Origin of the sequence: Aliidiomarina taiwanensis, assembly GCF_003987015.1 — a bacterium.
Classification (GTDB): domain Bacteria; phylum Pseudomonadota; class Gammaproteobacteria; order Enterobacterales; family Alteromonadaceae; genus Aliidiomarina; species Aliidiomarina taiwanensis.
Map to the genome: position 1 here is coordinate 36,825 of NZ_PIPQ01000005.1, position 14,501 is coordinate 51,325.

Below are 14,501 nucleotides of genomic sequence, written 5' to 3' on the forward strand. Positions count from 1 at the left end.
TCCATGGCGAGCATTTGCCCAACACTCGCGCATGATTAAACTTGTGCGTAACGTTCTCCGTCTGGCAACCAACGCTCCATTAATGCTTGTGATAGATCGGGGTACCTAGCGTATAATCGCTGCGCTAACGTTTGAATACGAGGAATCAGGTGCGCGTCTCGCTCTAAGTCCGCCACTTTCATTTGCACTAACCCTGTTTGACGCGCCCCCAGAAGTTCACCAGGGCCACGTAACTCTAAGTCTCGCTCAGCAATAACAAACCCGTCATTACTTTCTCGTAGTACCGCTAAGCGGTCACTCGCCTGACGTGACAATGGGCTTTTGTACAGAAGGACACAGTGGGACGCTACCGAGCCACGCCCCACGCGACCCCGCAATTGGTGGAGCTGCGCTAGTCCCAGTCGCTCTGGATTTTCAATAATCATCAAGCTCGCATTCGGCACATCCACACCCACCTCTATAACGGTGGTGGCAACCAACACGTCCATTTCCCCTGCTTTAAATTGCTGCATAATGGCTTCTTTTTCAGCCGGTTTTTGGCGCCCATGCACCAAACCTACCCGCAAACTGCCCAAAGCTTCTTGCAAAAACGCAGCCGTGTCTTCAGCCGCTTGGCATTGTAAAACGTCCGACTCTTCAATAAGGGTGCATACCCAATATACTTGCCGCCCGTCTTGCTCCACTGTGTGCTTAACCCGCGCAATCACATCATCTCGGCGTGTATCGGGAATAGCTACTGTGGTCACCGGTGTTCGCCCTGGAGGCAATTCGTCAATAATCGAGGTCGCTAAATCCGCATAGGCAGTCATCGCCAACGTGCGTGGAATAGGGGTGGCTGTCATGACCAGTTGATGAGGGTGAAGTCCTTGCTGCTCCCCCTTCTCCCGCAAGGCCAAGCGCTGATGCACGCCGAACCTATGCTGCTCGTCAATAATCACCAGGGCCAGCTGGTGAAAGTGCACCTGTTCTTGGAACAGCGCATGAGTGCCAACAACAAATTGTATTTCGCCACTCGCCAAAGCAGCCAAAGTCGCTTCTCGGGCTTTGCCTTTCAGTCGGCCTGTTAGCCAGCCAACGCTAATACCTAAGGGCTCTAGCCACATACTAAAGCTTCGGGCGTGCTGCTCAGCTAACAGCTCTGTGGGTGCCATCAAGGCCACTTGATAACCCGCTTCAATAGCCCCAAGTGCGGCCAAAGCTGCCACGAGTGTTTTCCCCGATCCCACGTCGCCTTGCACTAGCCGCAACATGGGTATGGGTTGCATTAAGTCGGCTTCCACCTCTTTCACTACACGCTGCTGGGCGCCCGTAGGAGTAAAAGGTAAGGTCTCTAACAAAGCTTGCTGAAGCTGTTTACTTGGCTGAATTTTAGGCGCATTGACCTGCTGAGCAAGGCTTCTCGCTTGCAGCATACTTATTTGGTGGGCTAACAATTCTTCCATGGCTAGCCGTTGCTGAGCCGGGTGCGTTCCTTCCAGCAAGGTCGCCATATCAATATCGACAGAAGGAAAGTGTAAGGTACGTATGGCTTCATGCAATGGCATTGCGCCTTCTTGGAGCTCTGTAGGTAATAACTCAGGCAAGCTGTCCGGGTTTAAGTAACTCATTACCTGCTCTGCCAGCTTACTCAACGTCAGCTGGTGCACCCCTTCTGTCGAGGGGTATATGGGCGTTAGCGTGTTAGGAAGGTTCGGTTGCTGCCCAGGTGCAAGAATATGAAACTCAGGATGAATCATTTCTGGTCCCGTTGGGCCGGGCCTTACTTCCCCATATATTTGTATGCGCTGACCAACCGCAAATTGCTGTTGCATTGCCGCAGAAAAGCGAAAAAAACGCAGGGTTAACACGCCGGTTTGGTCGCTCACTTTAATCAATAACGAACGCTTTCGCCCCATGTGGACACGGGAATTCACGGCTTCCGCCACAAGGGTGGCATAGTCACCCGGGCGTAAGCTGGCTACCGCAGACAACTTGGTTCTGTCTTGGTATTTGGCAGGCAAATGGAATAACATGTCTTGAATGGTGCGCAGCCCCAGACGCTCTAATTTTTCAGCCATTTTAGGGCCAACACCTTTTAAGGTGGTTAAGGGAATATGATGCAAAGGGGCAGCTTTCATGTCGTAAGTTCCACGTTGTTTTATGTAGTATATCTAGCCTTATATACCCTGGCTAGTTGCCCCATGGCACGACATCACGTATTGTAAAGATTGGCTCAAAATAAAAGCAAAAATTGTATGTCTTACTCCTATATCGCTCGCCAAGCTATCGTAGATCGTGAACAGACCGTTTACGGCTATGAGCTGCTATTTAGGAATAGCGACAAAAACGTATTTCCTAACATAGACCCAGACGAAGCCACTGCTAAGGTATTGCTTCAGCAGCATTTAATGGGTGACATACACACAGTGTGCTTAGGTAAACGTGCTTTTATTAACTTCCACACCAATACCCTGTTAAACAACTTCCCTCGGTTTTTGAACAAAGCAGCTGTCTATATTGAAGTGTTAGAAACGGTCGAAGTAACGCCCGAGCTCATAGCCGCATGTAAATTGTGCCATGACCTGGGGTACAAGCTTGCCCTCGATGACCATGACTTTGAGAATAAGTGGCAGCAACTTATGCCATACGTTTCATTAGTTAAAGTAGATATACAGCAAGAGCCCATTCATACGCTTGGCAAGCGTATTGAACAATTTAAGCGCAATAATATCGACTTGCTAGCTGAGCGAATTGAAACTCAGGAAGAATTTGATGCTTGCTTAAAGCTTGGCTTCAGGTTTTTTCAAGGGTATTTCTTTGAACGGCCCACTATTATTAAAAATAAAGTGTTGAGCCCACAAAAAATAACTTTGCTGCAACTGTTAGCAAAGGTACACCAGCCCGACGTGAGCTTCCATGATGTTGCCGAAGCTATTAAAAAGGACTTATCTCTTACCTACTCTCTGCTGAAGTTCGTTAATAGTGCAGCTTTCAATAAAGGGCGTAAAATTACGGATATCAAGCATGCTGTCGTGTTTGTTGGTGAGTCTGAAATTAAAAAGTATGTGGCGCTTGTCTCATTGGCACGAATGGCTGACGAACACTCCGACATGCTGGTTGCCAAGTCACTCACCCGCGCTTTATTTTTGTCTGAGGTTGAACGCTTAATAGCGGGGCGCAATACCGACAACTCTTTCTTTATGGTCGGGTTTCTTTCCTTGCTTGACGTTCTTCTTCAAGTGCCCATGGTCGAAGTATTACGCCAGATCCCTATCAGCGAAGAAATTATTCAAGCCGTGTTGCATAAGAAAGGAAAAGCAGGTCACTTCTTACGCCTCGTGGAAACATACGAAGAAGGCAACTGGGATCTACTTGGCCGCATGACTAAAGCACTGCATATTGAGCACATCGACATTGGCCAGTGCTACATTACCGCCAGCGACTATTGCCACCACCTGCTGCTTTCTACTCAGTCATAGCAAGCTATATCAGCTACCGCCACTTACGCACCACATTATATAGGTCAGTCCGTCTATCTTTTAAATTGGTCACAGACCCTTCGTTATGCAAATATCGGAGTTCGTCTAAGTTTAAGTCCGAAAACATCAGCATCTCGGTGTTCGGCGTTGTTTCCGACATAATGGCGTCGTGGGGAAAGGCAAAGTCCGACGGTGAAAACACACTCGACTGCGCATATTGCACATCCAAACTTTCCACTTCCGGCAAGTTTCCTACGCTACCGCAAATCACCACATAGCATTCATTTTCAATAGCGCGCGCTTGCGCACAGTGACGCACCCGCAAATAGGCGTTGTGCGTGTCTGTCCAGAAAGGGACAAACAAAATTTCTAGGCCTTCTTCCGCCATTAAGCGGCCTAATTCAGGAAACTCCACATCGTAACAAATAAGAATACCAACACGGCCTGCGTCTGTATCAAATACTTGTACCTTGTCGCCCCCTTCAATCACCCAGTCGCGTTTTTCGTGTGGCGTAATATGCAGCTTCCGCTGCTCTTCCACAGAACCGTCCCGGCGACATAAATACGACACGTTATATAAGATCCCATGCTCCATGATGGGCATAGATCCCGTTATGATGTTCACATTGTAGCTCACCGCCATTTGCGACATTTCACGCTTAAAACGTTCCGTGAATCCTGCTAAAAAGCGAATTGCATCCATTTGTTGGCCTTTGTTAGTTAGGCCCATCAAAGGTGCATTAAAAAACTCAGGGAACAGAGCAAAGTCACTTTTGTAGCTCGACAGGGCGTCCACGAAGTACTCTACTTGCTGCAGCAACTCGTCAGCTGACTCCACTGCCCGCATTTGCCACTGCACCACACCCACGCGCACATTACGCGAGCGCGCGCTAATAATGGTGTCGGCCGGCTCATATAAAAAGTTGGTCCACTCTAATAGAGTTGCATAACCGTGCGACTTTTTGTCTTCGGGTAAGTATTTGTGTAGCAGCCGCCGCACAGTAAAGTCATTGGCCAATTGGAAGGTAAGAATGGGGTCGTATATTTCCCGCCGGCGCACACGCTCTAAATACTGGCTCGCCGTAATATCCTCTGCATATTTGTGGTAATTTACAATCCGGCCTCCTGCCAAAATTGCTTTTAAGTTTAGCTGCATACACAGCTCTTTTCGTGCATCGTACAATCGTCGACCCAACCGATAGCCACGGTAGTCTGGGTGAATTAAAACATCTAACCCGTATAAAGCATCGCCTTCGGCGTCATTTAAAATAGTGTCGCGCTTGCCAAGTAAGTCGTCGTATTGGTGGGGGTTACTGAAACGGTCATAAACCACCTGTACCGTTAGTGCCACCCCAACAATGACACCATTGTCTTCCAAGCAAATTTGGCCCTCTGGAAAGTCGCGACACAACTTACGAATGGTGTGCTCTTCCCAAGCGCCGCCTATGTCTTCATATACGCGATCCATTAAACGTTTGAGTTGTGGGTAGTCTTCTTCTCGAAGGTTTCTTAACTGCAAATGCAGGTCGTCTAAGCTTATGCTCATGGCCCACTCCTTAAATTAGTGCCTCTCGCTTCAGTCTACTATTCTTTGCATGAAAAAAGGAAACACAAACAGCTCTTGCAATCAGGATGTAAAGACATATACACTTCTGGACGTCTAAAAATAAAGAGAGAATACAAATGCCCCACACTACCCAGCCGAACGCACGTGCTTTACTACCGCTTTTCCTGTTTCTTTCGCTCTTTCTTGGTGTGGGTGTTTATTTCCATATTTCCGGTGTCAGCATGGCTTTTTATCAACTACCTAGCCCTGTAGCCATTTTGCCTGCCATTATTCTTGCTATTTTGCTCAGCCGTGAAGCCCTTGAGCAGCGCATTCAAACCTTTGTGGAAGGAGTGGGCGAGCCGAATATTATTACCATGTGCATGATTTACCTATTAGCTGGGGCTTTTTCTACAGTTGCAGCAGCCACCGGTGGTGTCGACGCTATGGTCGCCTTGGGGTTGCACGTTATTCCTCCAAGTTTTTTGCTGCCCGGAATATTCTTGATTGCCGGAGTTATTTCCACAGCCATGGGAACCTCTATGGGTACATTAGCCGCGTTAGCACCTGTGGCTTTGGGTTTAAGCCAAGCAGCTGGTATTCCGCCCGCACTCATGGCCGGTGTTCTGGTTAGCGGGGCTATGTTTGGTGACAACTTAAGCTTTATTTCCGACACCACCATTGCCTCCACACGTACCCAAGGCTGCTCTATGCGTGACAAGTTCCGTACTAATCTGCGCATTGCAGTACCTGCAGCAGTACTCACAGTCGTGGCGTTAAGCTTTTACCCAAGCAGCGGTGCAGCTATCGCCATTCCTGAAGCCAATTTATGGTTGGCCCTGCCCTATTTCGCCATTATTGTTCTGGCGGTTACCGGGTTGAACGTCTTTGTTGTGTTAACGCTGGGAATAATTTTAGCTGCCCTTTTCGGCATGGCTGCCACAGACTATGCCGTGGTCACCTTTAGTCAGGACATTTATAAAGGCTTTGCCAGCATGCAGGAAATTTTTTTACTGTCGTTATTAATTGGTGGGTTGTCGGCTTTAATTCGCCAGCAAGGTGGCTTGCTGTTTTTGGCACAAACCGTAGAAGGTTTAACCAGCCGCCTTAGTCGCCGCAAAGAGCGCTCTGCCGCCCTTGGTATTGCAGGGCTTACGGCTGTAACCAACTTAGCTGTAGCGAATAATACGGTGACCATTCTTATTTCTGGGGAAGTCAGCAAACGTCTTGCTGCTGACGGAGGTGTGGCCCCGCGTCAAAGTGCAAGCTACTTAGATATTTTCGCTTGTGTAGTGCAAGGCATACTGCCCTATGGTGCTCAAGCGCTGATGGTAGGTGCTAGCTTTGGCATTTCACCTTTAGCCGTTAGCATGAACACTTTCTACTGCTTTATACTGGCCAGTGTTGCGCTGGCCAGCATGTTTTTGCTTGGCCCTATTAAAGCACAGGCCAAGCAAGCTCAAAAAGCGGCGCCTCTTTAGTTAGTAGAAGGCAACTCCATGACGCCGTCTATTTCAATTTGAGCGCCCTTTGGCAGGGCGCTTACTTCAATAGCGGCCCGAGCAGGGTATGGCGTACTGAAGTAACGGGCCATGGTGTCATTGACCACGGCAAGCTGACTTAAGTCTGTTAAATAAATTTGCACTTTCACCATGTCTTGCAGTTCACCGCCCGCAGCCTCACAAACAGCTGCAAGGTTTTTAAATACTTGCTCGGCTTGTTCAGCAAAGTCTTCGCTTACCATCTCCATGGTTTCTGGTACCAAGGGAATTTGCCCACTTAAATACACAGTGGTGCCAATTTTTACGGCTTGCGAATAAGGGCCAATAGCAGCCGGTGCGCTATCGGTATTAATAATCACTTTCGACATTTTATTATTTCCTTAGTCGTGACACGCGTTGAACATGCTGCATTTTACGAATACGGCGCATAACGTCGGCCAAATGCTTGCGGTTCTTCACCGTCACTTCAATATCAATATGGTAAATCGACGAGTCAACTTCTTCTGTGGTCAAGCCATGAATATTACAGTCGGTTTCTGCAATCAGCTGTGTCAGCCGCGCCAGAGCCCCTTGGAAGTTAACAATTTCTACCCGTACTTCAGTTATAAATTTCGTATCCGGTTTGTTGTCCCACTGCACTGGGAAGTAGCGTCCTGGCTCGTCTTCGTGGCCTCGAACGTTTTTACATTCACGTCGGTGAACCACCAAGCCTTTACCCGGCGACACATGGGCAATAATGTCGTCACCCGGAATGGGGCGACAGCACTTAGCAAAGCTTAACAACAAACCATCGGCCCCTTTTATGGCCAAGCTCCGGCCGCTTTCTTCGCCGTCGTTTGCCGCTCGAAGTTTTTGATGGTCGCCCACTAAGCGTCGAGAAACAGCAACGCCCATCAAATTACCTAACCCAATTTCATGGAGTAAGTCATCACGGGTTTCTAGCTTCATTTCTTGCGCAACTCGAATAAACTCTTCTTCAGGAATATCATCGAATCGGAATGAGCCTAATGCCGCACGCAATAGTCGTTCGCCTAATAATAGCGCTTCGTCCGCTTGTTGGTTTTTCAAAAACTGGCGTATTTTTAAACGCGCTTTACCCGTCACCACAAAATTCAGCCAAGCAATATTTGGTCGCGAACCAGGTGCCGTTCGTATCTCAACGGTTTGTCCTGTTTCCAGTGGTTTACTCAGCGAGTAGGCTTTATTGTTGACCCGCGCACCAATACACGTATTTCCTATATCCGTATGCACCGCATAAGCAAAGTCCACGGCAGTGGCTCCTTGAGGTAGTTCAATAATGCGGCCTTCGGGTGTGAATAGGTATATTTCATCTGGGAAAAGCTCAGACTTTACGTTTTCAATAAATTCGAACGAGCTGCCCGCACTTTGCTGTAATTCAAGGAGACTTTGCATCCACTTTTGTGCACGCACTTGCGCTGTGGTGTTCGGATCATCCGAGTCTTTATAGTACCAGTGGGCTGCAACCCCTCGGTCCGCCATCAAATCCATTTCTTCTGTGCGAATTTGAATTTCAACGGGCACACCTTGCGGGCCTTTTAGGGACGTGTGCAGCGACTGGTAACCATTGGTTTTAGGAATGGCAATATAGTCTTTAAAGCGTGTTTCAATGGGCTTATATAAGTTATGCACAGCCCCAAGCGAACGGTAACAGTTATCCACAGACTCGACGACGATCCGGAATGCGAAAATGTCCATCACTTCATGAAACTTCAGCTCTTTGTTCAGCATTTTCTGGTAAATACTATACAAATGCTTTTCACGTCCAAACACACGTGCATGGACGCCTAACCCTTCTAGCCGACCAATAATTTCTTCTTTGGTGCGTTCTAGTACCGCTTTCCGCTTGCTCCGAGCTTTGGCTATTTCGCTTTCTAAAAAGCGCGCTCGCATGGGGTACAAACCTTTAAACCCTAAAGTTTCAAGTTCGTTCTTAATATTGTGGATACCGAGGCGGTGGGCTAAAGGCGCATAAATTTCGAGGGTTTCACGGGCAATGCGGCGGCGTTTGTCAGGGCGTACATATTCGATGGTACGCATATTATGGGTTCGGTCCGCCAGCTTAATAAGGATCACCCGAATGTCTTGCACCATCGCCATAATCATTTTGCGATAGTTCTCAATTTGTGCTTCTTCTTTGCTATCAAACTGCAGCTTGTCGAGCTTAGACACACCCTCCACCAACTCAGCCACGGTCGAGCCAAACTCTTCCGCTAAGTCTTCTTTGGTCACTGGAGTATCTTCAATCACGTCATGCAGCAAAGCGCCCATAAGAGTTTCATGGTCAAGTCGCATTTCTGCAAGCAATGACGTTACCGCCACAGGGTGAGTAATATAGGGTTCACCGCTGGCACGCTTCTGTTCACTATGGGCGTCGAAGGCCACTTGAAACGCACGCTCAATGCGGCGAGTCTGCTCCGGTGGCAGATACGATTCAACTTGCTTCCTTAAACCTTCGTATAAATACACTTCACGCCCTCAAACGTCTTTTTCCTAACATTTAGAATAAGTGTTTCAACTCAAATTTCCAATACTAAAATAAAAAACGGGCTAGAAAGCCCGTTTTTTAAGAATTACTTAGGTTTTGCACGCTATATTAGCTTTGGCTTTGACCTTCGCTATGTTGAATAGCTGTCATCGCAGCCACTTCTGCTTCATCCTGAGCGAACTGTGCTGCTTGCTCTTCTTCGTCTAAGCGAGCTGCGTCAATTAAGCCGGCTTCAATTTCACGAAGCGCAATAACGGTTTCTTTTTCATTACTGGTTTCAACCAGTGGAGCCTTTCCGTAGTTTGCTAATTGACGTGCACGACGTGCTGCAACAAGAACCAAGTCAAACCGGTTACCAATTTTATCTACTGCTTCTTCTACTGTTACACGTGCCATCTAAAACTCCACCCTCGATTAAATTCGTAACGTTTTCACAACGACCAACTATTATACGCTAAAACCATTACTCCGCCAATAGTTCTTGCAGAATATCCTGGTGCCTAATTTGCTGCTTCGCCCGCCGCAGGCGCTGTGCCAACACAATATGTTCTAAATTGTCCACGGACTCTTCAAAGTCTTTGTTGACTATCAAGTAACTAAAGTCGCCGTAATGGGACATTTCTGACTGGGCCTTCGCCATACGTTTGGCTATCACCTCGTCAGAGTCTTGCCCGCGGTCACGCAGTCGGCGCTCTAGCTCTGCCGTAGAAGGTGGCAGAATAAAAATAGTATGCACCCCCGGGTAGGCCGCCTTCACCTGGCGCGTGCCTTGCCAGTCTATGTCTAAAAACACATCGACACCGCTGGCTAAGGTTTTCTCAATCACTGTTTTCGACGTACCATAGTAGTAGTCGAACACCTTCGCCCACTCGTAAAACTCACCCGCTTCCGCTTGTTCTAAAAAAGTCGCTTCATCCACAAAATGGTAGTGCACACCGTCGACTTCGCCTGGTCGGGGCGCGCGCGTGGTGGTACTGACCGAAACTTGCATGGAGTCGGGGTTTCCCCGTTCTTTTTGACGCTTTAGCAGGGCACTGATCATGCTTGATTTGCCCGCCCCACTCGGAGCTGCAACGACAAATAGGTTTCCACTGACATTCGACATAAAGTAAAAAGTTCCAAGTGAGCTAATGAAGGAAGAAGGCATAAATTACAAGAATTCAGCCAAAAACGCCACTTTCCGTTGCTTAAACTGCTACCTCACCTGCCATTTCTGCGCTAAGCTGAAGCAAAATAAAACAACTCCAAGAAGGACATACAATGAATACAAGCTTACTTATTATTCTTGCCGTCATCGTGGTGCTAGCTTTTGTTGTTATTCGTATTTACAACCAGTTAGTCACCTTAAAGAACCGATTCGAAAACAGCTTTGCGCAAATTGATGTGCAATTAAAGCGTCGTTACGACTTAATTCCAAACTTGGTTGAAACCGCAAAAGGCTACTTAAACCATGAACGAGAAACTTTAGAAGCCGTTATTGCAGCCCGAAACCAAGCCGCTTCTGCCCTTCAAAACGCTTCCCAGCACCCCGGCGACCAAGGCTCTATGGCTCAGTTAGCGGGTGCCGAAGGGGCTTTAGGCGCGGCCATGGGTCGTTTAAACGTGGTCATGGAAGCATATCCAGACCTAAAAGCGAACCAAAACATGATGCAACTCAGTGAAGAAATGACCAGCACGGAGAACCGCATTGCCTTTGCACGCCAAGCATTTAACGACTCGGTCATGACCTACAACACCTATCGTCAGTCGTTCCCAACCGTGGTATTTGCTGGCATGTTTGGCCATAGCACAGACGCCTCCTTACTTGAATTTGAAGACAAAGCGGAAATGCAGCAAGCACCCAAGGTCTCATTTTAAGGGTTAATGCATGTCGCAAATGAACTTTTTTGAGCATCAAGATATAGCACGGCGCAATACGCGCCTGCTTATTATTTTATTTCTAGTTGCTGTGGCCATACTGGTGGTGCTGACAGGTGCCGTTGTGGCGTTTTTCGCCGGTGGCATGAATAGCGCCACCCAGCCTGCCCAGACTACTGGATTTGTCTTCCATTGGGACATCATTCTCGCTGCATGCGGCGTTGTCGTTTCGGCTATTAGCCTAGCCGTGCTGTATAAATGGGCCGTGCTTCGCCCAGGTGGTAAAGTGGTTGCAGAAAAACTCGGCGGTAGGCGTTTAGAGCCAAATAGCAGCGACCCTCTTGAGCGCAAGGTATTACACGTGGTGGAGGAAATGGCCATTGCCGCCAATATGCCAGTGCCCCCCGTATACTTGCTCGAACAAGAGCCTGGTATAAACGCCTTTGCGGCCGGCTACTCCCCCAAAGACGCGGTTATAGGGGTCACCCGTGGCTGTGTCGAGCAACTTACCCGCAACCAGCTGCAAGGTGTCATAGCCCATGAAATTGCGCATATCTTAAATGGCGACATGCGCATGAACATTCGCATAATGGCCATCCTCAATGGCATTTTATTTATTTCCCACGCAGGCTACCTTGTTTTACGCACCAGTGCTTTTGGTGCGGCTAGCCGTCGAAGCAATAATAACGCCCGCAATGCATTGCCTTTTTTAGGCATCGCTTTGCTTATTATTGGCGCGATAGGTGTCCTGTTTGGCAACATTATTAAAGCAGCAGTGAGTCGGCAGCGAGAGTACCTTGCCGACGCTTCAGCAGTACAATTCACTCGCGATCCTGAAAGTATTGGTGGGGCACTACAGCAAATTGGTGCGCTGCAAGCAGGTAGCCAAATTGAAAACAAAAATGCGAGCGAAGCTTCGCATCTGTTTTTTGGGCAGGCTATTAGTAAATGGGCTTCCATTTTCGCCACCCACCCGCCACTTGAAAGCCGCATTAAGCGGGTGCTACCAAGCTGGGATGGCACGTTTAAAGCCAACAGCCCGCAACCCACGACCGCTACATCAACCGAGTCCTCAGCTGCCTCAAGCGCTGCGCCAGCCAGCCCACAAGAAAAGCTCACGCAACTTGCAATTTTGGCCAGCTTACCTGAAGCCACGCGCACCGAAGCCCGTGAACAGGTGGGTTCCGAAGCCTTAACCTTGGCGCTTATTTTATGCGATGAAGCAGGTGCCAGGCAGCAACAGCTGAGTCTCATTGAAAAAGCCCATGGCGCAACCTTGGCTGAACGTGCCGCACGCAATTACACCGACATTCAGGCCCTTTCAACCGAGCAGCGGCTGCCTTTAATCGAGCTCGCTATGCCCGCAATAAAAGGGCTTGCTGCGGAGCAAAAGGTGTTACTGCTCACCACGCTGAAAGCGTTGCGTGACGTAGACCAACAAGTCAGTTTATATGAATGGTGTTTAACCGAGTTGGTCGAACGCTATATTCAAGCAGACTTACACCCTAATAAGCGGGTTTCTGGTGTGCGTATGAAGGCACAGTCCGATGCGGAATATAGTTTGTCCATCCTGGCTCACTATGGCCATGACAATGAACAGCAAGCACAGCAGGCTTTTGCTGCTGCAGCCAGCGTATATGGCACAACTCTCCAACCCTACCGTCAAGACACCTTAAGCTTTGGCAACCTTGCCGACGCTCTGGACCGTATAGACCAATGGGACGTGCGACAAAAAGAGCGTCTTGTGCAAGCTTGGTTGGCCTGTGTAACCAGTGACGGTGCAATTTCGCCAGTAGAACGCAAGCTGCTATTTACACTAGCAACCTGCATTGGCCAGCCGCTACCTGAACTTCCAGAAAACGGCTCAAGCTAACAACGGCTTACGCCAAACTTAATTCAGCGCAGCGCTGCACTAAACGCTGCGCTGTTTGTTCTGGGTGCTCTTGCATAAAACAGTGACCGCCAGGTACTGTTTCCATCGTGACCTGTTTGATTTGCAGCAACCGTTGCTGGCTTTCTCGTAAAAATGGGTAACTGTCTTGGCCAAACAAAATGTCTGTGGGCACTTCTAGCTTGGGAAGCAACTTCCATAAGCCGGGCATATAGCTACCGAATATCTCCGCTTCACGTGACGGCGGGCACTTCAGCCGCACGCCGTCTTCCACCTGCTCCATGCCATGGTCAACATAAGCGCGCATGGCTTGTGGGCTCCAGCCTTTAAACATGCCCCGCCCCACTAAACCAGTATAAGCGCTTTCATGATCTGGCCAATGGTCACGTCGTTTGCGGGCGCGTCCAGAATAGGGGTTTAACTTATACAAGCCAATACGCTGCAAGGGCTCCACCCAGCGTAAATAGCGCGGTGGCATAAGAATAGGGTCCAGCAGCCAAAGCCGCTCAAAGAGGTTCGGGTTGGTTGCACCAAGCACACTGGTCAGCACCCCGCCAAAGCTATGCCCCATACCAATATGCGGTACATCCGGCCATAAGTGGCGGTGGGCTAACCACACTTCCTTGGCCAGCTCCGCACTGCGCCGCCAGCCCACAAAGCGCCCGCCTACGTCACTGTTACCATGCCCTTGGGCGTCGTGAAGAAAGAGGTCGAAATGTGGGTACAGGTACTCCCACATGGGTTCATACATGCGCCCGCAATAACTATTTCCATGAATAAAATGAAGCACGGGTAACCCACGGGGCTGCGTGTGTACACCCCGTAACCAAAACCCTTCTTTTGCTTGCCACTGCCATGGCTGCCACGACACTGCCTGCACCTCTGTTTCCATAATAACCCTACACTCCGTTGGTTGAATGCTGCTCCACTTACCCCCATCATATACACTATTCCATTCTTTTTTTAGCAGGAGATTTCATGTCGCAATGGGTCCAAGGCACTGTCATTGAAAACAAACAATGGCACTCTTCTTTATTTAGTTTGCGTATTGCTACACCCATGTTCGACTTTAAGCCTGGTCAGTTTGTTCGGCTTGGGGTCGTCAGCCTAGATCAAACCGGCGAGGAAGCTCTTCTGCACCGGGCCTACTCTTTGGTCAACCCACCAGGAGCCGACTCTATTGAGTTTTTCATTACCGCCGTTGACGGGGGCGAAGTGAGTCCTCACATGCGCCAGCTACAACCTGGCGACGACGTGCAAGTAAGCCAGCCCGCCAGTGGTTTCTTTACCATCGAGCACATACCCAATGCCGACAGCCTTTGGATGATAGGTACAGGAACGGGGCTTGGCCCGTACCTTTCCATGCTGCAAAGCAACGAAGTGTGGGAGCGGTTCAAACATATCGTTTTAGTGCATGCGGTTCGTGAAGAAAAAGACCTGGCCTACCAAGAACTTATGGTCGAGATAAGCCAAGCATATCCCGGCCGCTTTACCTATCAAGCTGTGGTCAGTCGCGAGCAAACCTCGTCGGCACTTACCGGCCGTGTGCCCGCGTTAATTCGCTCTGGCCAGTTAGAGCAACAAGTAGGTATTCCACTCAATGAACAGGCGCAAGTCATGCTGTGCGGTAACCCAGGCATGATCCACGACACCCGCACCTTACTTGCCGAACGCGGTATGCCGTTAAACCTGCGCCGCAAACCTGGCAATGTAACCCTGGAGCAATATTGGCAGAAATAGC

Annotated in this window: 12 protein-coding genes; 5 read left to right on the forward strand and 7 right to left on the reverse strand. The window is 49.0% G+C overall.

The genetic code is table 11. From position 1 onward, the window contains the following. Positions 1 to 35: 35 nt before the first annotated feature. Positions 36 to 2,117 (reverse strand): ATP-dependent DNA helicase RecG, encoded by a 2,082-nt coding sequence (gene recG, locus CWE15_RS08585; RefSeq protein WP_126757683.1) that lies wholly within the window; start codon positions 2,115 to 2,117, stop codon positions 36 to 38. 117 nt (positions 2,118 to 2,234) lie between these two features. Between recG and CWE15_RS08590 the strand changes: the two genes are divergently transcribed. After that, complete coding sequence (locus CWE15_RS08590; protein ID WP_126757684.1) at positions 2,235 to 3,458, forward strand: EAL and HDOD domain-containing protein; 1,224 nt, start codon at positions 2,235 to 2,237, stop codon at positions 3,456 to 3,458. Positions 3,459 to 3,471: 13 nt separating this feature from the next. Here the strand turns inward: CWE15_RS08590 and CWE15_RS08595 are convergent, their stop codons facing one another. After that, positions 3,472 to 4,998, reverse strand: coding sequence for a carbon-nitrogen hydrolase family protein (locus CWE15_RS08595; protein ID WP_126757766.1), 1,527 nt, complete (start codon positions 4,996 to 4,998; stop codon positions 3,472 to 3,474). Positions 4,999 to 5,141: 143 nt separating this feature from the next. Between CWE15_RS08595 and CWE15_RS08600 the strand changes: the two genes are divergently transcribed. Then, positions 5,142 to 6,485, forward strand: coding sequence for a Na+/H+ antiporter NhaC family protein (locus CWE15_RS08600; protein ID WP_126757685.1), 1,344 nt, complete (start codon positions 5,142 to 5,144; stop codon positions 6,483 to 6,485). Here the strand turns inward: CWE15_RS08600 and CWE15_RS08605 are convergent. From CWE15_RS08605 to gmk, 4 genes are all read right to left on the reverse strand, one after another. Beyond that, positions 6,482 to 6,874 carry a RidA family protein gene (locus CWE15_RS08605; protein ID WP_126757686.1) on the reverse strand — a complete coding sequence of 131 codons (393 nt, stop codon included), beginning with the start codon at positions 6,872 to 6,874 and terminating at the stop codon, positions 6,482 to 6,484. The genes CWE15_RS08600 and CWE15_RS08605 overlap by 4 nt on opposite strands. A gap of 4 nt (positions 6,875 to 6,878) precedes the next feature. After that, positions 6,879 to 8,993: a bifunctional GTP diphosphokinase/guanosine-3',5'-bis pyrophosphate 3'-pyrophosphohydrolase gene (spoT, locus tag CWE15_RS08610; protein WP_126757687.1), complete on the reverse strand. Its 2,115-nt coding sequence runs from the start codon at positions 8,991 to 8,993 to the stop codon at positions 6,879 to 6,881. Between the two features lie 127 nt (positions 8,994 to 9,120). Then, positions 9,121 to 9,408 carry a DNA-directed RNA polymerase subunit omega gene (gene rpoZ / locus CWE15_RS08615; protein WP_126757688.1) on the reverse strand — a complete coding sequence of 96 codons (288 nt, stop codon included), beginning with the start codon at positions 9,406 to 9,408 and terminating at the stop codon, positions 9,121 to 9,123. Positions 9,409 to 9,475: 67 nt separating this feature from the next. Continuing rightward, positions 9,476 to 10,117, reverse strand: a complete 642-nt coding sequence (gene gmk, locus CWE15_RS08620; protein ID WP_126757689.1) for a guanylate kinase — start codon at positions 10,115 to 10,117, stop codon at positions 9,476 to 9,478. A 155-nt stretch (positions 10,118 to 10,272) separates the two neighbouring features. On the opposite strand from gmk, the gene CWE15_RS08625 reads away from it, so the two are divergent. Beyond that, on the forward strand, positions 10,273 to 10,869 hold the full coding sequence (locus tag CWE15_RS08625; RefSeq protein WP_126757690.1) for a LemA family protein: 597 nt from the start codon (positions 10,273 to 10,275) through the stop codon (positions 10,867 to 10,869). Between the two features lie 10 nt (positions 10,870 to 10,879). Continuing rightward, complete coding sequence (locus tag CWE15_RS08630; protein ID WP_126757691.1) at positions 10,880 to 12,742, forward strand: M48 family metallopeptidase; 1,863 nt, start codon at positions 10,880 to 10,882, stop codon at positions 12,740 to 12,742. 7 nt (positions 12,743 to 12,749) lie between these two features. Here CWE15_RS08630 and CWE15_RS08635 read toward each other — a convergent pair whose 3' ends face one another. Continuing rightward, on the reverse strand, positions 12,750 to 13,652 hold the full coding sequence (locus CWE15_RS08635; RefSeq protein WP_126757692.1) for an alpha/beta fold hydrolase: 903 nt from the start codon (positions 13,650 to 13,652) through the stop codon (positions 12,750 to 12,752). Between the two features lie 86 nt (positions 13,653 to 13,738). Between CWE15_RS08635 and CWE15_RS08640 the strand changes: the two genes are divergently transcribed. Then, positions 13,739 to 14,500 (forward strand): ferredoxin--NADP reductase, encoded by a 762-nt coding sequence (locus CWE15_RS08640; protein ID WP_126757693.1) that lies wholly within the window; start codon positions 13,739 to 13,741, stop codon positions 14,498 to 14,500. The last annotated feature ends 1 nt before the right edge of the window (position 14,501 follow it).